This is a genomic window from Marinobacterium rhizophilum DSM 18822 (assembly GCF_000378045.1).
GTDB classification, from domain to species: domain Bacteria; phylum Pseudomonadota; class Gammaproteobacteria; order Pseudomonadales; family Balneatricaceae; genus Marinobacterium_A; species Marinobacterium_A rhizophilum.
Genome location: NZ_KB899110.1, coordinates 23,541 through 47,417, shown reverse-complemented (window position 1 = coordinate 47,417; position 23,877 = coordinate 23,541). Strand labels below are relative to the sequence as shown.

Here is a 23,877-nt window from a genome sequence, read left to right as displayed (position 1 = left end):
AGGTTGCGCTCTCATCGTACCATTTGATCAAAAAACAAACAGTTCGTTGGAGCGTGCTCCTCAAATCGGACAGAACTGAGCCATTGGGCCCTCCACTCGAGGACCGGATGAAACATTCGGGTTAGACACATAAAGAAGTGGACTCATAATCAGGTTCAAGTCCTGCCGGGCCGCCAATTAAAGCCTGAAAAATACGTATAAATCATGGCATTAAGAATCATACGATGTAGCACGCCCTTCCTGTGTTCACATGAGATGGTGTTACGGTACACATTCGGTACAGTCAACGTACAAGTAACGTGAAGCAAGGTCCCATGGCTACCATCGTCAAGTCCTCTTCAAGGATCTGGAAAGCGGTCGTCAGAAAGACAGGTTACCGCACTACCTCGAAAACTTTTCGCCCCAAGCGCGGCGCCGAAGGCTGGGTGCGCCGGATCGAGGACGAGATGGTCAGGGGCATCTACATCCAGAGAGCTCCTGCCGAGCGTCGCACCTTTGCGGATACCCTGGCGTGATAATTGAGCGAAGTCACTCCGACCAAGCGGCCTCAAACCCAGCGCGGCAAGATCACCCGCGCCGGTGCCCTGAAAAACACTTCGCCAAATACTCGCTGGCGGCAAAGGTTTTCGAGGTCATGCGGGCGCTGAAAAAACGACAGGCAGCTGCCTTTCAAATCCAGCGGAAGGTCATAGATAGGTGGAGTACGCCTTATCGAGTGCGCGTTTGGCATCGGAACGGATATGCTGACGGAAACACTCGAATATCCCAAGAACGCAATCGAGAAATCGGCTGCGTGACCAGCCCTGCCAACATCCCGATCATTGCCTTTTCGCAACAGAACCGTCTTCGTCAACCGTCAGCCCGTCAATCTCAACCCGTTGCCCGCCAACCAAGTGTTTGTCAGTCTCTATTAAATCGAGTCCAGCACCCTGCAAATCCGGGAAGCCTGCAGGCTCCTCGGTGGCAAGGGCCAAGTTGTTGTGATGATGGATGCTGCAAAATCAGGACACAATTCAGTGCACCCGATACGTTCCGATGTGCTGTGCTCTCCAGAATGTTCAGGCATGGAGGTGGTCGCCGAACCGCCTGCCGACTGACGTTGCTCACGGGACCAGGAGCTGATGGCCTAAAGGAGGTCATCGGCTTTGACTTCGATACCGTCATCGCCAACAACGACGAGGTGGCCCTTAGTGCCATCGCGGCACTGAAGGCGCAGAGGGCAACGTAGGCAGGGTCGTGATCGCTGGTATCGATGCCACACCCTATGCGCTAGCGGTCATGGAACCCGGTAATCTAGACGTGACCGCCTACCAGAATGTCGTCGCGCAGGGTGAGGCAGCCGTGGGTGGCTGTCAGGCTCGCCGAAGTTGATGCCGTCGTCCGTGAGACATGGGAACCATTCGAGCCGGTAACATCCGAGAACCACATTCACTATCTTAACCGCTACAGCTGTCCGACTAAAAAATCTGGCTTGGCAGCCAGAAGCAGTGGAGTTTCCCTTTTAACCAGCAGTAAAGCCACCATCGATCGGCAATACGATGCCCGAGATCATCGAGGACGCCTGGCTCAACAGGAACAGGATCGGCTGCACCACTTCTTCGGGTTCGGCAAAACGGTGGAGCGGAATCCTGCTCAACATGCCTTCGGCCTTGACCGGATCGCTCCAGCCCACCTTGGCCATCGGTGTCAGGGTCACTGTCGGGTTCACGCTGTTGACGCGAATGTTATGCGGGCCCCATTCAGCGCATTGCACGCGCGTCATCGCATCCATGGCCGCTTTCGATGCAGAGTACCCCAGGTGATCGTTCAGCGAAGCCAGCGACGCCTGGCTCGAAACGTTAACGATGGCGCCGCCCCGGCCCTGGTCGATCATCCGCCGTGCCACGATCCGGCTCATCAGCGCCGCTGCCCGGGCATTCACCGCCATCATCTGGTCGAAGGCGTCAGCTGTCACCTCGGTCGCGGGTTCGAGCAGTGCCAGACCCGCGCAGTTGACCAGACCATCGACTTCGCCGAGTTCGCGCTCGACCAAGTCCAGACCGGCCTGCTGGGCCAGGTCCGCCACCACGATATCGCAGGCGGTTTTATCCTTTAGTGCCCGCAGTTGCGCTTCATTGCGGCCAATGGCCAGAACCCGGGCGCCTTCGGCGCACAGAGCTTCAACACAGTACCAGCCGATGCCGCTACTGGCGCCAGTGACCACGATTGATTTATTTTTCAGGTCGTTAAACATTTTATGCTCCCGAATTCGGTTATCACCGGTCACTCCGAACCTGACGCGTCCCAAGAGACTGGTATTTTGGTGTTTACCCGCCACCGCCTTGCGTGTCAGCTCAGCTGGTATAGCGCCTGCAGGTGCCGGCGGTAAATGTTGTATGCCGCCTCATAGGCTTGTACGTCTTTTGCGACGGGCTCGACGGCACCCGCGTCGTCAAACGCCACGAAGCGGTCGCACAGCGACTCGAGCGAAGTGTTTTGTCCCGCCCGGTTGAGATCGCACCAGGCCGCCTGGATGGCGCCGCCCAGCGCCGCCGCCTCGCCGATCTCCGGACACAGGACGCGCGCATTCATCACGTCCGCTACCATCTGTCGCCACAGCGGACTCTTGGCGCCACCACCGATTAGCCGAATATCGCGGCTTTCGATACCGGCGTTGCGAAGCAGGTCGAGGCCGTAGCGCAGGCCGAAGGTGGTGCCTTCCAGCACGGCGCGACAGAAGTTGGCGGCGCTCAGGTTCTGCATGTTGAGCCCGAGCAAGCTACCGGTAGCCTCGGGCAGTGCCGGCACACGCTCGCCGCTGAGGAACGGCAGCATAGTGATGCCGCCGGCACCGATCGGCGCCCGCGCCGCCTCGGCGTTGAACTGTGCCAGGTCGAGCCCGAACATCTCGCGTACCGCGTTGGCTGCGCCGGTCAGGTTCAGCGTGCAGATCAGCCCCAGCCAGCCGCCACTCGACGAGCAGAACGGCGCCAACTGCGGATGCAGTTGCTGCGGGGCCCGGTCGGAACAGGCGTACAGGGTGCCAGAGGTACCTAGGCTCAGCGTCACGACGCCATCCCGAATGTTGCCGGTGCCGATGGCGCCCATCATGTTGTCGCCGCCACCGCTGGCCACCAGAACGTCGTTGCCCAGGCCCAGTTCCCGCGCGATCTCAGGCCGCACCCGGCCGACCGCCTGCTGTGCTTCCAGTAACGGCGGCAGCGCGTTTTCCAGACGCCCGGTCGAGTCAACCAGGCCGAGCACCTGCGGCGCCCACTTGCGGCTTCGGATATCGAAGTAGCCGGTGCCGGAGGCGTCGCCGCACTCGGTGGCGATCTCGCCGCTGAGCCAGTAGTTGAGGTAGTCGTGCGGCAACAGGATATGGGCAATACGGTCGAAATTCTCCGACTCATTCTGCTTGAGCCAGAGCAGCTTCGACAACGTATAGCCAGTCGCCAGCACCAGCCCGAGCTGCTCCATCGAGCCCTGCTCTCCACCCAGTCGTTCGAGCAGCTCGGCGTTTTGTGGTGCCGTTTCGGTGTCACACCAGAGTTTTGCCGGCCGGATCACCTGCCCGGCCGAATCCAGTGCCACCAGGCCGTGCTGCTGACCGGAGACACCGACGGCCCGGATCGCCCGGCTGTCGATACCGGCCTGTGCCAGCGCCATACGGTAGGCGCGCCGGAACGCGTCGACCCACCAGCTCGGTTCCTGTTCGCGGCGCCCGTTGGCTTCGCTGATCAGCTCGTGGGTCGCATAGCCCTCGCCTCTCAACGCCCCGAGATCCGGGTCCAGGATCACCACCTTGGTGCCCTGGGTCCCACAATCTACACCCAGATACATGGTCAGTTCCCCCCGCTCAGGCGCGCCAGTACCGCCTGCGCCTCAGTTTCGATTCGCTCGGCGGTGAAACCAAAATGTTCCAGCAGGTCGGCGGCCGGTGCCGATTCACCGAAGGTGCGCATGCCGATTACGGCACCGTCGAGACCGACCCAGCGGTACCAGCCGTCCGGCTGCGCCATTTCGATCGCAACCCGCGCCCGTACCGCCGGCGGCAGCACAGCGTCGCGATACACCTGATCCTGCTTGGCGAAACGCTCGACACAGGGCAGCGACAGCACCCGTACCGACAGGCCCGACGCTTCGAGCCGTTCAGCTGCGGCCTGCGCCAGCACCACTTCGGAACCGGTCGCCATCAGGATCAGCTGCGGCGTGCCGGCACAGTCGCGCAGGATGTAGCCGCCGCGGTCGATGTCACTGAGCTGCTTGTCGTCCCGTGCCTGCGCAGGCAGGTTCTGCCGGGAAAAGATCAGTGCACTGGGGCCGTCAGTGCGCTCAAGCGCGGCGCACCAGGCGGCTGCGGTTTCGGTCTCGTCGCAGGGACGCCAGGTCTCCATGTTCGGCGTCTGACGCAAACTCGCTATCTGCTCGATCGGCTGATGGGTTGGACCGTCCTCGCCGAGGCCGATGGAGTCGTGGGTATAGACGAAGATGTTGCGAATCCCCATCAGCGCGGCCATACGTACGGCATTGCGGGCGTATTCCATGAACATAAGGAAGGTGCCGCCATACGGAATAAAGCCGCCGTGCAGCGCCAGGCCGTTCATGATGGCACTCATACCGAACTCGCGTACGCCGTAATGGATGTAGTTGCCGTCCGCAGCCCCGGCCGAGACGGACTGCGAACCGGACCATTGCGTCAGGTTGGACGGCGCCAGGTCCGCCGAGCCACCAAGCAGTTCCGGCAGTACGGGGCCCAGGGCTTCCAACACCTGCTGCGAGCTCTTGCGGCTGGCCAAGGTGCGGCTTTGCTGCTGGCAGTTCTGTAGCAGTTCCTTTTTCACCATCGCCCAGTTCGGCGGCAGTTCGCCGGCCAGGCGCCGTTCGAACCCGGCGGCCAGCGCCGGATACGCAGCACGATAGCTCTCGAACTGCTGTTGCCAGCCGCCCTCGCGTTCGGCACCGGAATCGCTTGCGTCCCAAGCCGCACGGATCGCGTCGGGTACTTCGAATGGCGCATGCGGCCAGTCCAGCGCATCGCGGGTCACAGCAATCTCGTCGTCGCCCAGCGGCGCCCCGTGGCATTCGTGGCTGCCGGCCTTATTGGGCGAACCGAAGCCGATGGTGGTCTTGCAGCAGATCAGAGTCGGGCGTTGCAGGTCGGCCTTGGCCTCACGCAATGCCGCATCAATGGCGGCGGCGTCGTGGCCATCTACCGCCTCGATCACCTGCCAGCCGTAGGCGCGAAAACGCGCTGGGGTATCGTCGCTGAACCAGCCCTCGACTTCGCCGTCGATGGAGATGCCGTTGTCGTCGTAGCACAGGATCAGCTTCCCTAACCCTAAGGTACCCGCAAGCGAGCAGACTTCGTGGGAGATTCCCTCCATCAGGCAGCCGTCGCCAGCGAAAACGTAGGTGTGATGATCGACGATGGCGTGATCCGGGCGGTTGAACTGCGCCGCCAGCGTCTTTTCGGCCAGCGCCAGGCCGACGGCATTGGCCAGCCCCTGGCCCAGCGGTCCCGTAGTGGTCTCGACACCGGGTGCGTAGCCGTATTCGGGATGTCCCGGCGTCTTCGAGTGCAACTGACGGAAGCGCTTGAGCTCGTTGAGCGGCAGATCGTAGCCGCTCAGGTGCAGCAAGCTATAGAGCAGCATCGAACCGTGGCCATTAGACAGTACGAAGCGGTCGCGGTCGGGCCAGCCCGGGTTGGCCGGGTTGTGGCGCAGGTGGCCGCGCCAGAGTACCTCGGCGATATCGGCCATTCCCATCGGCGCGCCGGGGTGGCCGGAGTTGGCTTGCTGTACGGCGTCCATGCTCAAGGCCCGGACGGCGTTGGCCAGGGTACGGTTCGGAATTTTTAACTCAGGGGCATTCATGCGGCACCTCTGGACAAACGCTCGCGCAGCAGCGCTTCGAGCTTCAGCTGATCCGCCTCAAAGCCGCGGATGCCTTCGGCCAGTTTCTCGGTTGCCATGGCATCCTCATTGAACTGCCAGCGGAACTCGGCTTCCGAGATCGGCGCCGGCCATTCGGCACGCTCGCCGTTGTCATCCAGCACCCGCTCGACACTGGCTTCACTGCCGGCCAGTTCCTCAAGCAGCTGCGGGCTGATGGTCAGGCGGTCGCAGCCGGCCAGGGCAAGGATCTCGCCGGCGTTGCGAAAACTCGCCCCCATCACCACGGTCGGATACTGATGCCGGCGAAAATAGCGATAAACCTCACGCACTTGCAGTACACCCGGCTCCTCGTCGGGCGCATAGTCAGTGCCGGGATTGGCCTTGCGGTGCCAGTCAAGGATACGGCCGACGAACGGCGAGATAAGGAAGGCACCCGCTTCAGCACAGGCGCGGGCCTGGGCGAAGCTGAAGATCAGCGTCAGGTTGCACTCGATGCCCTCGCGCTCCAGCACTTCGGCGGCGCAAATCCCCTCCCAGGTAGCGGCGAGTTTGATCAGGATGCGATCTCGGCTGATGCCAGCCTCTTCGTACAGTGCCACCAGCTGGCGCGCCTTGGCGATGCTGGCCTTTTTGTCAAAAGACAGTCGAGCGTTGACCTCGGTCGAGACACGGCCCGGAACATGGTTGAGTATAAGGCTGCCCATGGCTACCACCAGCCGGTCGCAGGCCTCGTCTATGGCGTCCTCAACGCTGCCATTGTGCTCCCGTGCTGCGGTGACGATCTCGTCGAACAGTGTGTCGTACTTGCCCGACTGCACCGCCTTGAGAATCAGCGACGGGTTGGTGGTCGCATCCTGAGGCGCAAAGCGGCGGATAGCATCGAGGTCACCGGTGTCGGCAACGACAGTACTCAGTTGTTTGAGTTGTGCTAGCGAATTGGACATTGATGTCTCCTGTTATTCTGTTCGTGCCGACTTGGCCTGCAGTTCAGCCAAACTGTCGTATAGATTGAGGTGTATCTGATCAGCAATGCTGAATTGTTGTGGCGTGGGGTGATTGGTGTCCGGCACTGCGGTTACGACCATACCGGCGGCCCGCGCGGCAATGACACCGTTGACTGAATCCTCCCACACCCGGCATCGAGACGGGTCGGCCGCAATACGCTTGGCAGCCCGCTCGAAAACGGCCGGATGGGGCTTGGAACGCGGCACCTCAGTACCCGAGACCAACACCCGGATCGGCAGCGCGTGGTGCTCGACGACCGCCTCGATGAAGCCGAGCGGGGACGACGAGGCTATGACGATCGGTACATCTTGCTCGTGAAGCCAGTCGACCAGCTCGCGTGCTCCAGGCATCAACGGCGCGTCGGTGATAGCCACCTGCATCCGGTCAAGCAGCCGGTCAAGCAGTGCGCCTGCATCGACACCCCGGTCGGCATACCGATGCGCCATGCCCTGACAGAACGACCGGCTGCTGCGCCCCTGGAAGTAACGCCACTCGGCCTCACCCAGGTCCACACCGTACAGGTCACGCATCAACGCGCACTGTACCTCTCGCCAGACCGGCTCCGAGTCGATCAGCAGGCCGTCCATATCGAAGATTGCGTACTGCATATACCTTCCCCTGCCGTTGCTGTGGGATAGCGATTAGTCGCAGGCAGAGCCTGCGCCGACGCAGACAAACCGGGGGTGTTGCCATTCCCCTGGGAGACCGGGCGAATGGCCCGGAAAGTCAGCCCCTCGGCCAGCCGGTCAGTGCCTGTTTAGCGCATGCATGCAGGGTTTCAGCGCCAGGTAGATGTCGCAGTACTGCTCGAACATGCGGTCGTAGGTCGCCCTGTTCGCAGGATCCGGCTGCGCACGCGCGCGCAATGTACGCCAGTCGCGTACCTGGGCAAGGCTGTCGATCTCGCCCACCGCCAGCGCCGCCAGCATGGCGCCGCCGAGTGGCGCTTCCACCTGCTGCTCGATGGTCAGCACCGGATAGCCGGTGATATCGGCGATGATCTGCATCCAGAGATCTGATGCCGCGGCCCCCCCGACCACGATCAGCTCGGGATCGAGCCGCACCGCACCCTGCTGGCCACATTCCATGTTGTGGCGCAACGCGAAAGCCAGACCTTCCAGCACCGCGCGGTAAAGGTGGGCCTTGCTGTGGTACAGCGTCAGGCCAACATAGGCGCCCGAAGCCTTGGCATCCCAGACCGGGCTGCGCTCGCCCATCAGGTAAGGCAGAAACACCAGACCGTCGGCGCCGGCCGGGGTTTTGGCGGCTTCCAGCTCCATCAGCTCGTGAACATCGACGCCGGGAAGCAGCGCTGCCGCCTGCTTCTCTTGCGTGCAGAACTGGTCCCGGAACCAGCTAACTGAGGCTCCGGCGGTAATGGCCCCGCCGAAGATGTAGATATCCTCGCCAGCGTTATGCACGTAAGGCATGCTGATCAGGCCGTAGCCGGCATCGGTGCGCTGGTTGATAAAGCCCCAGCACATACTGGTACCGATCATCGCCACATGATTGCCGGGTTCGATAACGCCTGCAGCCAGGGTGGCCATGGCGGCATCGACGCCCCCGGCCACCACCGGCGTCCCCGGATTCAGCCCGAGCCGCCGGGCGGACTCTGGCAGCAGGCCGCCGACCACGTCGCTGGACTCCACCAGCCGCGCCGGCATCAGCTCGGGGTTGATTCCAAGCGCGTCCAGCAACGTGACCGACCAGTTACGCGCATCGATATCATAGACACCGCCGATATTGCCGGCCGAACTGTGATCAACCGCCAGTTCGCCGGTGAGGTGATACTGGACATAGCTGTTGGGCGGCAGCAGATAGCGCGTCCGCGCCCAGACATCCGGCCTGTTGTTTTTAAGCCAGAGCATTTTGGTGAAACCGTAGTAGCTGTCGACAGCGTTGCCGGTAATCTTCTGCAACTGTTCCATATCGAGATTCTGGCGCACCCACTCGACTTCATCGTTGGCGCGTCGGTCCATCCAGATCAGGCAGGGATGCAGCGGCTTGATGTCGCTGTCGACAGGGATACCCGAGCCGCCGTACAGGCTACTGACGCAGATGGCACTGATCTCATCGGCCGACACCTTGCTTTTTGCAACCACGCTGGCAGCTGCCTCGTATACCGCTTCCAGCCAGACATCGGGCCACTGCTCCGCCCACATGGGGCGCGGCTGATCGACCTGATAGGCGGCTGATGCCTGGGCGACGATGGAGCCATCGGTCGACATCAGCAATGCCTTGGTACTTTGCGTACCGATATCGACCCCGATAACGTAGCTCATGAGAATACTCCTAACAGAAAGCCCCCTGGACACAGTGGCGCCGTGGCGGGCTCCCGCCAGGGAGCTCCACTACGAAACCGCTGGTTGGGAGTTTTTTTATTACTTGCCGCGGGTACGACCGATGTAGATCGCCAGCAGTATGATCCCGCCCTTGATTACGTTCTGGACATAGGGCGAAACGCCCATCAGGTTGAGTCCATTGTTGAGTACACCCAGCATCATCGCACCGACCAGGGTACCGATGATGGCGCCGCGTCCGCCGGCGATTGCGGTACCGCCAAGTACCACGGCGGCAATCGCATCCAGTTCGAAGCCGATACCCGAGTTCGGCTGGCCGCTCATCAGGCGCGAAGTCAGCACGATACCGGCAATGGCTGCGGTGGTGCCGCTGAGGGTGTACACCATCAGCTTGTAGCGTGATACGCGGACACCGCTGAGGCGTGCCGCCTCCTCGTTGCCGCCGATGGCATAGATGTAACGACCGATCGGGGTTTTGTTCAGCAGGATATACGCCAGTGCAAACACTACCAGCATGACCAGTATCGGCAGCTGCAAACCAAAGAGCTCACCACGTCCCAGGAAGGCAAAGCTATCCGGCAGACCGGAGACCGGGTAGCCGCCGGTGTAGATCAGCGCAAGACCCCGGGCAATACCCATGGTCGCCAGTGTCACGATAATCGGCGGCATCTTGGCGTAGGCGACAAAAGCACCGTTACCGGCACCGAACAGGGCCCCAACCATCAAACCGGCCAGTACGGCGGCTTCCGGCGGCATTCCGGCGGCCATCAGGCCCGCAGTCACAGTACCGGCCAGTGCCATGACAGCCCCGACCGACAGATCGATCCCCCCGGTCAGAATCGCGCAGGTCATCCCCACGGCGATGATGGCGTTGATCGACACCTGACGTGCCACGTTGCTCAGGTTATTGGTGGTCAGGAAGTTCTCGTTGACGAAGGCCATCGCGACGAAAATCACGATGAAACCCACCAGCGGATAGAAAACCGGCGATTTGCGCCATTTGCTCAGCTGCAGACTCATCACGGAATGCCCCTGGTTTTGAACCTTGGTCTCAGTCAAGTTACTCATCGCGGGCACCCCCAGTCGCATGACGCATTATTTCGTTGGAATTCACGGCATCGCCTGCCAGGGTTTTGACAATACGCCCCTGGCGGAAAACAGCGACGCGGTCGCTTACGCCCACGACTTCGGGCAATTCGGACGAGATCATGATGATCGATATACCCAGGGCCGTAAGCGCCCGCATCAACCGATAGATCTCGTGTTTCGCGCCGACATCGATCCCGCGTGTCGGCTCATCGAAAATCAGTACCTTGCACTCGTGATTGAGCCAGCGTGCGATAACGACTTTCTGCTGGTTGCCGCCGCTAAGGTTGCCCACCGGCGTTTCGTGGTCAGGCGCCTTGACCCGCACCTTGCGCATCAGTTCGTCTACCACCTGCCCTTCGTCACGACGATCAATGATGAAGCCCTTGCCGCAATGCTTGGCCAGGTTGTTGAGCGTGATGTTTTCTCGAATAGAGAATGGCAGCACCAGCCCTTCGGTCTTGCGACTCTCCGGCAGCAACCCGATACCGCAGTTAAGCGCATCGGCAGGCGACTTCAGGGTCTCGGGCCGGCCGTTTACCACCACTTCCTTACGATAGACCGGGGTCGCCCCGAGCAGCCCCATCGCCAGTTCAGTACGCCCGGAACCCACCAGACCTGCGAAGCCGAGAATCTCGCCCTTTTGCAGCTGGAAACTGTTGACCGGCGCATCCTTGGTTAGCTGGATGGAGCGGACATCGATCACCACCTCATGCCCGTCAGCATGAGTTACCTTGGGCGGAAAGTTATTCTCGATCTTGCGACCGACCATCAGCTCTACCAAGTCATCAACATCGGTCGTCTGGACAGCACACTCGCCAACCTTGCAACCGTCACGCAGCACGGTGATCCGGTCACAGACTTCATAGATCTCTTCCATGTGATGGGAGATGAAGATCATCCCGACACCCTGGGATTTCAGCTCGCGCATGATTCTGAACAGGTGGTCCGCCTCGTTGGGCGTCAGCGTCGCCGTCGGTTCGTCGAGCACCAGGATGCGCGCATCCAGCGACAGCGCCTTGGCAATTTCTACAAACTGCTGCTCGGCGACGCTGAGGTGATGGACCGGTACGGTCAGATCGATATCGACACTGAGTCGCTGGAAAAGCGCCTCTGCTTTTTTACGCATAGAGGCGCGATCGAGCATACCGAATCGATTGGTCAGCTCACGGCCCAGGAAAATATTCTCGAAGGCATTGAGATAGGGAATCAGACTGAATTCTTGAAAAATGATACCCACGCCAGCATCGATAGCGTTGTGGTAGTTGTAAAAATGCATCTGCTCGCCGTTGATGGTAATCGTGCCGGTATCGGGATTGTGGATACCGCAAAGGATCTTCATCAAGGTGGACTTGCCGGCGCCGTTTTCGCCGAGCAGCGCATGAATTTCCCCTTCCTCGAGCCGTAGGCTGATATCGGTCAGCGCCTTAACCCCGGGAAAGCTCTTGGAAATATGTTCGAGCGAAAGGAGACTGGACATGGCCTTGTACCTTTTTGATCGTTTGACCACGTCCACGGGGCCTGAGGGGCTCCCGCGGACGCGACGGAAAAATGCCTACCAGCTGAAGCCGGGGGCTTTTTCCTTATCAATCAAGGTAACGTCGACCGGAACCGTAGCCGGTACATTGGCACCCCAGTGCTTGGCCAAGGCGATACCCAGGCCCAGGCGGATCTGATCACGGGGATACTGGGCGGAGGTGGCGATAAACTTGGAGCCTGGCTTCTGCATCGCAGCGATAGCTTCTGGAGCACCGTCGACACTGACCAGTTTGACGTCCAGACCGCTGGACTCGATGGCAGTCAGCGCGCCCAGGGCACCGGTATCGTTGACGCTGAAGACACCCGCCAGATTCGGGTTGGCCTGCAGCATGTTCTCGGTGACATTCATCGCCATGTCGCGTTCCTGCTTGCCGTTCTGCTTGGCGACAATTTTGATATCCGGGAACTCGCCAAGCGCATCGTTGCAGCCGCGTACGCGTTCCAGGATCGGCACGACCGGGATACCGTCCAGAATCGCGACTTCTCCTTTGCCGCCAATATTTTCAGCCAGGTATTTGCAAGCCAGGAGACCGGCATCGTAGTTTTTCGAGCCGACGAACGAGTCCAGCGGACCTTCGGCCTGGGCATCAATTGCCACGGTTACGACACCGGCTTCCTTCGCTGTAATCACCGCGGACTGAACGCCTACGGAATCGGTGGGGTTAAGCAGAATAATATCGACGCCACGCTGCAACATGTCCTCGACATCGCTGATTTGCTTGGAGACATCATGACGGGCATCAGTAAAGATCACTTCGGCACCGACGGATTTCGCAGCGTCTTCCAACGCTTCTTTCATGGTTACGAAATAGGGATTATTGAGCTCCTGAAAGGACATGCCGATCTTGAGACTGTCCGCGTGTGCGGTTCCGGCGAGCCCGGCCATGCAGCAAACACCGGCAAGGAGAGAAGTCAGCTTATTCTTCTTAAAAGCATTCATGGATTTATCCTTCATTATTGTTATAGAGTTTTTAATGTTGACGTTTACATTCCAGTCTAAAACTAAACCCGTCCATAAGAGACAGGTTTTGACAAATCTTAAACTCGAATCCACCAGCACAAATGTTAACGTTTACATTTTGTTTACTGAAAAAAGCTGACCGTTTGATCTGTCAGCGCGCCCAGGTAAATGTTAACGTCTACATAAAACACAAACTAACACAGCAAATTCAGCTTGGCAACACCCTCAACGGGCAAATCCACACGCGCTTCGCCCTGCCCTTCGAAAAGCTGATATGCTGCGCCAGCGCCTACCCCGCAGTGACAGGTTAACCCATGACAAAACCCGACAAAGCCACCATTACCGACATTGCCAAACGCGTCAACATGACGACAGTCACCGTCTCGCGCGCCCTCAACCGGCCAGAAAAGGTCAAGAAGGAAACGCTGGCGCGGATACTGGAAGTCGCGCGCGAACTCAATTACGTGCCCAATGCCTTCGCGCGCAACCTCAAGAGTCGCGAGAGCCGCCTGATCGGCCTGATCACCGCCAGCCTCGATAACCCCTTCTACGCCAAAATCATCAAGGCGATCTCCCGCGAAGCCAAGAAGAAGGATTATTCGCTGCTGCTTTTCGACACAGACGGCTCGCCCGAACTCGAAGAACGCGCTGTCGATACACTGCTCAGCTACCAGGTCGCCGGAATCATCCTGTCGGTAGTCTCCGATGATGACGACTACCATCCGGCTTACCTGCCCAAGCTGGAACTAACCCGCATCCCGGTGATCCAGATCGACCGCAAGCTTGCTGAGGCTCCTTTTGCCGGTGTTTACCTGGAAAACTGGGAGAGTGGCTACCAGGGTATGCATACCCTGGTCGAACAGGGGCATAGGCACTTTCTGGTGGTAGGCGGCCCGGAAAAGTCCAACATCACCATATCCCGGCTCGAGGGGATCCGCCGCGCGCTCGACGAATGCCCCGAACCGACACAGCTGGATGTGCTGTATGGCGACTATACGCAGGCACCCGCCCGAGAGGCCGTTAATACCTACCTGGCCAGCGGTAAGCGTCCGGACGCCATATTCGGGCTCAACATTCTGATCACACTGGGTAGTCTCGAGGCCATTCGAGCACAAGGTATGAGTCGGGACGACATCGAGGTATTCAGTATCGACCAGGTCCCCTACGCCGACATTTTCGGCCAACCGGTTCCCTGCTTCAGCCACAACACCTATCAGCTGGGCCTGACCGCCATAAACATGCTGCTGAGAAAAATCGATGATCCGCAGTACGATCCGACTGACGAGATCATTAAAGGTGAGCTGATACTTTAAACCAGGGAAATGGGATGGGAGGAGCCGCAATGGCGCTTCGCGGTGAATGCGCAGCGGGTTCAATGCGGTTTTAAAGCAGGGGGAAGCGTCTGATAACCCGGTACTCGTATGCCGGGTTATCAGGACACGGGTTGCTTACATATCGAATGCGGAAGGCAGAACGATCATGTCGCGAATGGTCACGTTACGCGGGCGCGTCAGCATAAACATAACCGCAGCTGCCACTTCGGTCGGTTCGATCAGGCTGCCGCTCTCTTTCGCCTTTTTCAGGTTTTCCTCCGGCCAGTCGGCAAGAAGCGCGCTGACGACAGGTCCAGGCGACACCGCACCCATACGGATGCCATGCTTGTTGACCTGCCGACGCGTGGTCTGGACAAAGCAGTTGATAGCCCACTTGGACGCCGCATAAACCGGTTCCCAGGGCACAGGGAAATGACCCGCCACTGAGCCTGTTACAATGATGTCCCCCGTGCCACGCTCGATCATGTGCGGCAGTACGTCGTGGACATTCTTCATGACGGCATTGACGTTGAGATTCAGCATGCGGTCGATCACCGCCGAATCGGCTTCGATCAAATCACCGCCGATATAGCTTCCCGCGTTGGCATAAAGAATGTCGAGTTGTCCGGCCTTCTCCAGCACCCCAGACAGCAACGTCGCGCAGCTTTGCGGATTAAGCAGATCGATGACCAGCGGAATCGCGGCATCGCCAAGTTTTTCACAGGCCGCACTAAGCGCCGCTTCGTCACGATCGACCAGTACCACGCGCGCGCCCGCCCCGATCATCGCCTCAACGGCGGCCAGCCCGATACCTGATGCCGCACCGGTCACCGCAGCAACCTTACCTGCCAATTCTTGTGCCATTGTCTTGTTCCTTATTCTAATAATCGCCCCGCTCTGCAAGGCATTCTTGTTGTTGAAGCGCCCTTCGAATTGCCGGCACCAATAATGTTAACGTTTACATACTTAATGCCTAAAAAACGCCGATTGCCATGGCATGATCGGCGTCAGCAAAAAATGTTAACGTCTACATTTCATGAAAAACTATCACAGCCTTTGCCGCTTCGCAAGCGCCTATCGAGCGGATTCGCTGCTACGCCGACTTCGATTAGTGCTGGCCTACAACCTGGCCCGACCGGGGCAGCTCGAGCGGGGCACCTACCCGCGCACGATAATACGTCTGGCGGTATTCGGCGTCCTTGCATCGGCGCCCTTCATTGCCCTGGGAGACCTGCTACACGCGGGATGATGGGCTGAACGTTCTGTTTTCGCTGCTGGTTCTCACCACCACGCTCTACCTGGTCGAACGCGACGACCTGCTGGCCGCCGGCATCCTGTTCCTGGTGGGTGGCAGCCTGGTGGAGTACGGCTGGCTGGGTCTCACCCTCGGCCTGGCCATCTGGACGCACTGCAAACAGCCATCGCTGCCCGCCGCCGCTGTCGCGCTACTCGCCTGCGTGGGCCTCTGGTTCACCAATGGCAACCTCTGGGCGCTGGCCTCAGTACCGCTGATCCTGGCCGCTACGCGCCTCAACCTGCGAGTGCCCCGCCTGCGCTGGGCCTTCTACGCCTACTACCCCCTGCACTTGGGGGTGATCTGGTTGATTCGCAGTACGATGGGGGATGTGGGGTAGCGGCTTTTTGGTGCGGGAGTTGGCTATTGGCTATTGGCTATTGGCTATTGGCTATTGGCTATGATTTTATCCAGCAGTCATGGCCATGGTGTTACGCGACTTCGCGGTACTTAAAGTCTTCCGGACTCAAGAATAGCAGGGCCAAGTCTTTTACTTTAGTCTCTAATCTGAAGGGCAAAAGGCATGACCCTGCGGCCAGAGGTACGTGACATTCTGAAGTCTGCCGTGCTGCCCGAAAAAACCGATTTCCTTGCACCACCTGGGAGAACTCAGGGCACTACCAATCTGGCGATCGACGAGTAATAGCACCACACGTATGCCATGAACAGGTAAGTCCGAGAGCTCCCGCCGTTGAAGTGTAGAGCCAAGCTGGCATGCCCATAGGAGGGCCGATTTTGGAGATGATCGACAACATCAACCGTTTGCTCGGTGACGATCTGAAGGAAGCAGTCACACCGGGATCCAGGCTGAAAATTGCAGCCTCCTGTTTCTCGATCTATGCCTTTGAGGCCCTGAAATCCGAGCTTTCAAATATCGACAGCCTGGAATTCATCTTCACCGCCCCCACCTTCGTCCCGAACGAAGTGACGGATCGCATGAAGAAGGAGCGCCGCGAGTTCTTCATCCCCAAGACCCAAAGAGAAACTGGACTCTATGGCACTGAATTCGAGATCCAGCTGCGCAACAAGCTCACACAACGGGCAGTAGCACGGGAATGCGCCGCCTGGATACGCAAAAAAGCCACCTTCCGCTCCAACAAAACCAAGGCCCCCATGCAGCCCTTCGTGCATGTCGAGCACCAAGGTGAAGGCACCGCCTACATGCCGGTCAATGGCTTCACCGCAGTGGACCTAGGCTATCAGCAGAGTGACGCCGTATCCAATTTCGTCAACAGAATGGATGATCCGGCACACGCAAAAATGTACCTGCAACTGTTCGATCAGATCTGGTCCGACCCAGAGAAGGTTCAGGATGTAACGGCCGCTATTTGCGACCATATCGAGTCCGTGTACCAGGAAAATTCGCCAGAGCGTATCTACTTCACCATGCTCTACAACATCTTCCATGACTTCCTGGAAGACGTTGACGAAGATGTGCTGCCCAAGGACCTCACCGGATATCGCGACACCCTGGTATGGAACAAGCTGTTCAACTACCAGAAAGACGCCACTACCGGAATTATCAACAAGCTGGAAACTCATAATGGCTGTATCTTGGCTGACAGCGTGGGCCTGGGTAAGACCTTCACTGCCCTCGCTGTCATCAAGTACTACGAGCTACGCAACCGGGCAGTGCTGGTGCTCTGCCCCAAAAAGCTGGCGGACAACTGGCGTAACTACAACAGCAACCTGACCACCAACATTTTCGCCAAAGACCGTTTCAACTATGACGTGCTCTGCCATACCGATCTGTCGCGCACCTCTGGCGAATCCTTTGGCATCCCGATCAACCGGGTGAACTGGGGCAACTACGACCTGGTAGTCATCGATGAGTCCCACAACTTCCGCAACAATGATGTCTATCGCGATCGGGAAACCCGCTATCAGAAGCTGATGCACAAGGTGATTCAGGCTGGCGTCAAAACCAAGGTACTGATGCTGTCGGCCACCCCAGTCAATAACCGCTTTGCCGATTTGCGTAACCAGCTGGCTCTGGCGTATGAAGGGGACTCTGATGCACTTGGGCAACATCTCAAGGCCAATACCAGCGTGGAAGAGATCTTCCGCAGGGCGCAAAAGGTCTTCAACGAATGGTCCGCCTTGCCGCCTGAAGAGCGCACCGCAGCATCCATTCTGAAGGCCCTGGACTTCGACTTCTTCGAGCTGCTGGACGCCGTAACCATTGCCCGCTCGCGCAGGCATATTCAAACCTTTTACGACACCAGCGATATTGGTCCATTCCCGGAGCGCCGTAAGCCACTATCGTTCCATTGCCCAATCACCAATCGGGACGACGTCTCAGATCTGAATACGATTTTTGGCCAACTTTCCTTGCTCAAACTAGCGGTCTATGCGCCGATCAGCTACATCCTACCAAGCCGATTGCGCAAGTACGAAGAGATGTACGACACCCAGGTGGAAGGCGGCAGAGGCAAGCTGAGACAAGCAGACCGTGAACGTAGCCTGCAAGCCTTGATGACCACCAACTTGCTCAAACGACTAGAGAGCTCCATTTTCGCCTTCAGAAAGACCCTGGGCGTCCTGCAGAGCAACATCCTGCGCACCTTGGAGGCAATTGATACCTTTGAACGCAGCGGGCTCAGCAGCGACATAAGTGAAGACCTGGCCGACTTCAGCGCCTTCGACCCGGACGACGAGGACCTATCCGGTCTCAATGATTTCACCGTTGGCAAGAAGATCAAGATCAGCCTGGCCGATATGGACCTGCCCTCATGGCGGCACGAACTCTCAACCGACCTGGAGCTGATCAACGCTTTATTGGAAACGATCAACAAGGTCACACCAGAAGACGATGCCAAGCTGCAGCACCTGCTGCAACAGATCCGCCAGAAAATCGAACAGCCTATTAATCCAGGCAATCGAAAGGTGCTGATCTTCACAGCGTTTGCGGATACCGCCCATTATCTCTACGAAAACCTGGCTTCACTGGCAAATCAACTGGACCTCAACATGGGTAAGGTGACCGGCTCTGATGCCCCTAAATCCACGCTGAAGAAAGCCTATGACTACCAAAGTCTGTTGACGCTATTTTCGCCCCGTTCCAAGGAAAAGGCCATAGCCCTGCCGAACGAAACAGCGGAGCTGGACATACTGATTGGCACAGACTGCATCTCTGAAGGCCAGAACCTGCAGGACTGCGACTACCTGATCAACTATGACATCCACTGGAACCCGGTGCGCATCATCCAGCGCTTTGGCCGTATCGACCGTATCGGCTCGCCCAACAGCCAGATCCAGCTGGTCAACTACTGGCCCGATATCACCCTGGATGAATACATCAACCTCAAAGAGCGCGTCGAAAACCGCATGGTGATCACCGATATCACCGCCACCGGTGACGATAACGTGCTAACCGCCAAATCCAGCGATATCGCCTACCGCAAGGAACAACTCAAGCGGCTGCAGGACGACGTCATCGAGCTGGAAGACGTTAAAGCCGGTATATCCATTACCGACCTGGGGTTGAATGACTTTCGCATGGACCTGCTCAACTACGTCAAGGAGCATGGCGAGCTGGATTCGATGCCTTTGGGCATGCACGCCGTGGTGCCCGCCCAGCCGGACAGGGGTTTACAGCCTGGCGTTATCTTCGCACTGAGAAACATCCACGATAGTGTCAACGTCAACCAGCAGAACCGATTGCACCCCTATTATTTGGTGTATATCGCAGAAGATGGCGAGATTGTCGCGGATCATACCGAGGTTAAGCGCCTTCTGGATCTGATCCGGTCCAGCTGCAAAGGCAAATCAGAGACCGTTCAGGCCGTATACCGCACCTTCAACGAGCGCACCCAGGATGGCCGCCAGATGGATGCCTACTCCGATCTGTTGAGTGAAGTGATTCGTTCCATGATCGAAGTGAAGGAAGAAAATGATATCGACAGCCTGTTCAGTGGTGGCCGTACCACTGCACTGACCACTACCATCAAAGGTCTGGATGACTTCGAGCTGATTGCCTTCTTGGTAGTCGAGAGAGCACTTGAGAGAACCACTGAGAGCGTCAATGAACACAGCAGCACAGGTGCCACGGAATGAAACTCTTAGCCTGGCCCAAAGCCGCTGCCTTTGGCCGCGCTATCCCCAAACGCAAGATCTACGACCATGCAGATGCCAAAACGGCACTCAAAGATCTGTTCGTACAGGACGTTGATCAGATAACCTGGGCCTACAAGCTGGCCCCGGAAACTATCAACATCCCGGCGACGAGATCGGTCAGCGAGATCCAGGTGTTTCAGATCAAGCTGAAAACCTCAGGGCTTGATGACAAGGTGCTTCAAGCCATCGACAAGGCGATCCCCTTTCCCCTCCTGTTTGAGTTATCCTACCGCGGCCAAGTGAGGCTGGCGGCTGCCTATAAGCGCCCTCATGAAACGGACGGCAACCGCTGGGTAGTGGGGCGCTACTTTGAGAGCGGCTGGCAACCGGAAGATGCGCAGCGCGAGCCATTGCCAATGGCACTGAATTTATCGGTGCTCTATGAGCAGCTGCTGACCCCGTTGGTCGATGCAAGCAACAGTGTACAGACCGTACCACCGACACTCGAAGGTGTTCAGGATGCGCCCGCTAACTATGACATCTCTGGCCAGAGGGACATCAAACCAAGCCCCCAATACAACAACGATCGGTCAGCAGTTTCGTTAGAACAGCGGATCGCTCTGGCGGAAGCCATTGACGCCAAACAGAAAGAGATCGACCAAATTCAATCGCGGTTGAAGCGCGAGAAACAATTTAACAGGCGCGTCGCCATCAACAGCGAGCTGCGTGAAGCCAAACAACAGTTGGCGCGGCTGCAGGCCAGGCAGCCCGCGATTGTGAGCCACTGAGTGTTTAGAGAGTCATAATGGACAAATTGAAAATGCACAGCCCTGACTTGAGTCAGGATAATATCGCCAGGATTCGCGAGCTGTTCCCCGGCTGCGTAACGGAAGCGCGGGATGAATCGACCGGCGAACTGCGCCTGACTGTCGATTTTGACCAGCTAAAACAAGAACTTAGTGACCATATAGTGGAAGGGCCACAGGAGCGGTATCGGCTGGACTGGCCGGGTAAGCGGGAAGCACTAGCTATTGCGAATGGTCCAATAGCAAAAACTCTACGCCCCTACCGGGAAGAGAGTGAAAGCTTTGATACAACGAAAAATTTATTTATAGAGGGGGATAACCTTGAAGTTTTAAAGCTTCTTCAGGAGTCCTATTTAGGCCAAGTCAAAATCATCTATATTGACCCGCCATATAATACCGGTGCTGACTTCGTATATGATGATGATTTTGCAGAAGGCTCGGACGAGTTTATGTTGAAATCAATGCAAAAAGACGAATATGGAAATCGTCTTATTGCAAATACTGACTCAAATGGTCGATTCCATTCAGACTGGCTCTCAATGATGTACCCACGTCTTAAAATAGCGCGCTCACTGATGTCAGAAGGTGGTATGATCTTCATCAGTATCGATGATAACGAGCAATCTCCCCTTCGTTTACTATGCGATGAGATTTTTGGACGTTCTAATTTTATCGAGTGTTTTGTTTGGAAAAAGAGCTACGGTGGTGGGCCAAAGGAAAAGTACGCCGTTACGCAGCATGAATATATCCTTATGTATGCCAAGAGTAAAGAAAACTTCCAACCGTTTTCTTTACCATATGACCCGCAGAAGGTAGATCGCTATTACAAGGGTAAAGATGAGTACTTCCCTATACGGGGTCCATACCGTTTAAAGCCTCTTGAAGCGACAAAGAGTATGGATGCACGTCCAAATCTTGTGTATGACATAAAACTTGAAACTGGAGAAATTATTCGACCACAACGCCAATGGTTATGGGGAAAAGAGCGTGTAGAGGAAGCTCTCAAAAAAAACCATGTAATAGTTGTACGTAACAATGGAAAGACAACTTTAAATTATAAGCAATACCTGCGTGACGAGAACGGTGTCGAGCGTGGCGAAAAGGCTTTCAGTGTAATCGACGGAATTTATACCCAGCATGGAACTTCAGATTTGAGCAACCATTTCCCCGAGGCTGTTGTTGTTCAATTTCCCAAACCGGTACGACTTATTCGACAATTCATCCAAATTGCCACTTCAAACGATCCTAATGCAATAGTGCTCGATTTCTTTGCAGGAAGTGCAACTACCGCAGAGGCATGTTTCAGCTTGCCTAAACCCATTCGTGATCATGTAAAGTTTATTCTTGCTCAAATACCCGAAGAGACACCGAAGGAGTCAGCAGCACGAAAGGCTGGATTTGAAACAATTGCAGAAATTTCAAAAGAACGCATTCGGCGGGCAGGAAAAAGCCAATGTGACCAAGAAGATGATGGCGGAGATTTCGGTTTCCGAGTGCTCAAGGTAGATACCTCAAATATGAAAGATGTGTACTACCGCCCTGATCAGCTCACTCAAGGCGACCTGCTGGATGCCGTTGATAATGTCAAACCGGACCGCACTGCGGAAGACCTGTTGTTCCAGGTACTGATTGACTGGGGTGTGGACCTGACCCTGCCGATTCGCCGCGAAACGATTCAGGACAAGACCATCTTCTTTGTCGATGAAAATGCACTGGTGGCCTGCTTCGACCAGGGTGTCAGCGAAACGCTGGTCAAGGAACTGGCCAGGTCCGAGCCGCTGCGCGTAGTGTTCCGTGATCACGGCTTCGAGTCGGACGCAGTGAAGATCAATGTCGAGCAGATCTTCCGCCAGCTTTCACCCACCACTGAAGTCAAGGCGATTTGAGGTCAGCGCATGCAGCCAACCAAGCTAAGCGCCCTGCTGGAGCAACTGATCAGCACCTGGGAAAACGAGGTGGTGGAGTTCAAGCAGGCTGATGAAGACTACAAAACCGACAAGATTGGTGAGTACTTCTCTGCGCTGAGTAACGAAGCCAACCTGAGGGGGATGGAAAGTGCCTGGCTGATATTTGGCATTAACAACAAGACACGCAGTATCGCGGGCACCCGCTACCGCGAGGCACCTGAACGCCTGCACGGGCTGAAGCAACAGATTGCCCAATGCACCGAGCCCAGCGTGACCTTTCGCAATATCCATGTTCTGCAAGACCCTGCAGGCCGTGTGGTACTGTTTGAAATACCGGCAGCCCCGCGTGGTATCCCGATCTCGTGGAAGGGACACTACTACGCCCGAGCGGGAGAGAGTCTCACACCCTTGGGACTCGGTAAGCAGGATGAGATCCGACAGCAAACCTTCGCTGAGGACTGGAGTGCCCAGCTGGTACCGAATGCAACGCTGGATGATCTCGATCCGGCGGCACTGCGCAAGGCGCGGGAAGCCTTTGCACAGAAATACGCCAACCGCTTCACTGCGGAAGAAGTAGAGAGCTGGCCGCTAACCACTTTCCTGGATCGCGCCCGTATCACTCAAAACGGTCACATCACCCGCGCTGCGCTTTTGTTGTTGGGCAAAGCGGAGTCGGCCTGGAAGTTGTCCCCCCACCCGGCCCAGATGACCTGGAAGCTGGAAGGGCCGGAGCGGGCCTATGAGCACTTTTCATTGCCCCTGCTACTGAACACTTCTCAACTTTATCAGCGCATTCGCAACATCCAGTTGCGCCTGCTACCACAGGATGAGCTGCTTCCTATCGAAGTCTCCAAGTACGACCAGAAGATCGTACTGGAAGCCCTGCACAACTGCATTGCGCATCAGGACTACACCCGTAATGCCCGTGTTATCGTCGTCGAGCAGCCTGATCGGTTGATCTTCGAGAACGAAGGCATCTTTTTTGAAGGAGAGCCCGGCGACTACCTGGAAGGCAACCGGGTCCCGCGCCGTTACAGGAACCCCTTCCTGGCTCAGGCTATGGCAGAGCTCAACATGATCGACACCATGGGGTACGGAATTCACGACATGTATGCACGCCAGGCTAAACGCTATTTTCCCATGCCGGACTATGACCTGAACGAAACGGGGGCGGTAAAACTGACCATCTACGGCGGGGTGGTTGATCCTGCATACAGCCGCTTGCTCATCCAGAAAACAGACCTCCCGCTGGCCGATATTCTGGCACTGGACCGCGTGCAGAAAAAACTACCGATTCCCGATGAGGCCGTAACCCGGCTACGGCGCACCGGCCTGATCGAGGGCCGCAAGCCAAACCTGTATGTCTCAGCGAAGGTCGCCAAGGCAACGTCAGACAAGGCCGACTACATCCGCACTCGCGCCCAGGATGATGAGTTCTACGCCAAGCTACTGACGGACTATCTGCAAAAGTTTGGCCAGGCCAGCAGGGACGAGATCGACAAGTTGTTGATGGATAAGCTGAGTGATGGGCTGTCGGCAGAGCAAAAACGTAACAAAATCGGCAACTTGCTGACCAAGCTTCGACGCCATGGGCGCATTCGTAATGTAGGCTCCCGTGGCAAGCCTCTATGGACGCTTGCAGAATGAAAAAGACAGTAGCATAACAAAAACATCATAGATAACAAACAGTTAGATCTTTCTGCAAAAATACAGAGAGAGTTTTTGCAGAAA

General features: G+C 57.3%; 18 protein-coding genes. 8 read left to right on the top strand and 10 right to left on the bottom strand.

Annotated features, from left to right (window positions below; translation table 11 throughout):
- Positions 1-314: 314 nt before the first annotated feature.
- Positions 315-515, top strand: a complete 201-nt coding sequence (locus F451_RS0119995; RefSeq protein WP_020683196.1) for a hypothetical protein — start codon at positions 315-317, stop codon at positions 513-515.
- Positions 516-1,501: 986 nt separating this feature from the next.
- On the opposite strand, the gene F451_RS0119980 is transcribed toward F451_RS0119995, so the two are convergent.
- From F451_RS0119980 to F451_RS0119940, 9 genes are all read right to left on the bottom strand, one after another.
- Positions 1,502-2,233, bottom strand: a complete 732-nt coding sequence (locus tag F451_RS0119980; RefSeq protein WP_020683193.1) for an SDR family oxidoreductase — start codon at positions 2,231-2,233, stop codon at positions 1,502-1,504.
- A gap of 95 nt (positions 2,234-2,328) precedes the next feature.
- Positions 2,329-3,822 carry a xylulokinase gene (gene xylB / locus F451_RS0119975; protein ID WP_020683192.1) on the bottom strand — a complete coding sequence of 498 codons (1,494 nt, stop codon included), beginning with the start codon at positions 3,820-3,822 and terminating at the stop codon, positions 2,329-2,331.
- 2 nt (positions 3,823-3,824) lie between these two features.
- Positions 3,825-5,858 (bottom strand): transketolase, encoded by a 2,034-nt coding sequence (gene tkt, locus F451_RS0119970; RefSeq protein WP_020683191.1) that lies wholly within the window; start codon positions 5,856-5,858, stop codon positions 3,825-3,827.
- On the bottom strand, positions 5,855-6,823 hold the full coding sequence (gene tal, locus F451_RS0119965) for a transaldolase (protein ID WP_020683190.1): 969 nt from the start codon (positions 6,821-6,823) through the stop codon (positions 5,855-5,857). The genes tkt and tal overlap by 4 nt, the downstream gene beginning before the upstream one ends.
- Before the next feature lie 12 nt (positions 6,824-6,835).
- Positions 6,836-7,492, bottom strand: coding sequence for an HAD family hydrolase (locus F451_RS0119960; RefSeq protein WP_020683189.1), 657 nt, complete (start codon positions 7,490-7,492; stop codon positions 6,836-6,838).
- A 138-nt stretch (positions 7,493-7,630) separates the two neighbouring features.
- A complete protein-coding gene (locus F451_RS0119955; RefSeq protein WP_020683188.1) occupies positions 7,631-9,166 on the bottom strand; it encodes an FGGY-family carbohydrate kinase in 1,536 nt (511 codons plus the stop codon).
- Positions 9,167-9,265: 99 nt separating this feature from the next.
- Positions 9,266-10,252, bottom strand: a complete 987-nt coding sequence (locus tag F451_RS0119950; RefSeq protein WP_156826566.1) for an ABC transporter permease subunit — start codon at positions 10,250-10,252, stop codon at positions 9,266-9,268.
- A complete protein-coding gene (locus F451_RS0119945; protein WP_020683186.1) occupies positions 10,245-11,750 on the bottom strand; it encodes a sugar ABC transporter ATP-binding protein in 1,506 nt (501 codons plus the stop codon). The genes F451_RS0119950 and F451_RS0119945 overlap by 8 nt, the downstream gene beginning before the upstream one ends.
- A gap of 75 nt (positions 11,751-11,825) precedes the next feature.
- Positions 11,826-12,749, bottom strand: a complete 924-nt coding sequence (locus F451_RS0119940) for an ABC transporter substrate-binding protein (protein WP_020683185.1) — start codon at positions 12,747-12,749, stop codon at positions 11,826-11,828.
- Positions 12,750-13,084: 335 nt separating this feature from the next.
- Here F451_RS0119940 and F451_RS0119930 point away from each other — a divergent pair, with 335 nt between their 5' ends.
- Positions 13,085-14,083 carry a LacI family DNA-binding transcriptional regulator gene (locus F451_RS0119930; protein WP_020683183.1) on the top strand — a complete coding sequence of 333 codons (999 nt, stop codon included), beginning with the start codon at positions 13,085-13,087 and terminating at the stop codon, positions 14,081-14,083.
- Between the two features lie 135 nt (positions 14,084-14,218).
- Here F451_RS0119930 and F451_RS0119925 read toward each other — a convergent pair whose 3' ends face one another.
- Positions 14,219-14,947: an SDR family oxidoreductase gene (locus F451_RS0119925; RefSeq protein WP_020683182.1), complete on the bottom strand. Its 729-nt coding sequence runs from the start codon at positions 14,945-14,947 to the stop codon at positions 14,219-14,221.
- A gap of 172 nt (positions 14,948-15,119) precedes the next feature.
- Here F451_RS0119925 and F451_RS28505 point away from each other — a divergent pair, with 172 nt between their 5' ends.
- From F451_RS28505 to F451_RS0119895, 6 genes are all read left to right on the top strand, one after another.
- On the top strand, positions 15,120-15,332 hold the full coding sequence (locus F451_RS28505; RefSeq protein ID WP_240476522.1) for a hypothetical protein: 213 nt from the start codon (positions 15,120-15,122) through the stop codon (positions 15,330-15,332).
- A complete protein-coding gene (locus F451_RS26150; RefSeq protein ID WP_051103972.1) occupies positions 15,301-15,717 on the top strand; it encodes a TraX family protein in 417 nt (138 codons plus the stop codon). Before F451_RS28505 ends, F451_RS26150 begins: the two co-directional genes overlap by 32 nt.
- A gap of 401 nt (positions 15,718-16,118) precedes the next feature.
- The gene (locus tag F451_RS26145; protein WP_020683180.1) at positions 16,119-19,433 is read left to right on the top strand and encodes a helicase-related protein; all 3,315 of its coding nucleotides are present in this window, start codon (positions 16,119-16,121) and stop codon (positions 19,431-19,433) included.
- On the top strand, positions 19,430-20,221 hold the full coding sequence (locus F451_RS0119905; RefSeq protein ID WP_020683179.1) for a DUF4391 domain-containing protein: 792 nt from the start codon (positions 19,430-19,432) through the stop codon (positions 20,219-20,221). Before F451_RS26145 ends, F451_RS0119905 begins: the two co-directional genes overlap by 4 nt.
- A 17-nt stretch (positions 20,222-20,238) precedes the next feature.
- Complete coding sequence (locus tag F451_RS0119900) at positions 20,239-22,125, top strand: site-specific DNA-methyltransferase (protein ID WP_020683178.1); 1,887 nt, start codon at positions 20,239-20,241, stop codon at positions 22,123-22,125.
- 9 nt (positions 22,126-22,134) lie between these two features.
- Positions 22,135-23,793, top strand: a complete 1,659-nt coding sequence (locus tag F451_RS0119895; protein WP_020683177.1) for an RNA-binding domain-containing protein — start codon at positions 22,135-22,137, stop codon at positions 23,791-23,793.
- Positions 23,794-23,877 lie beyond the last annotated feature (84 nt).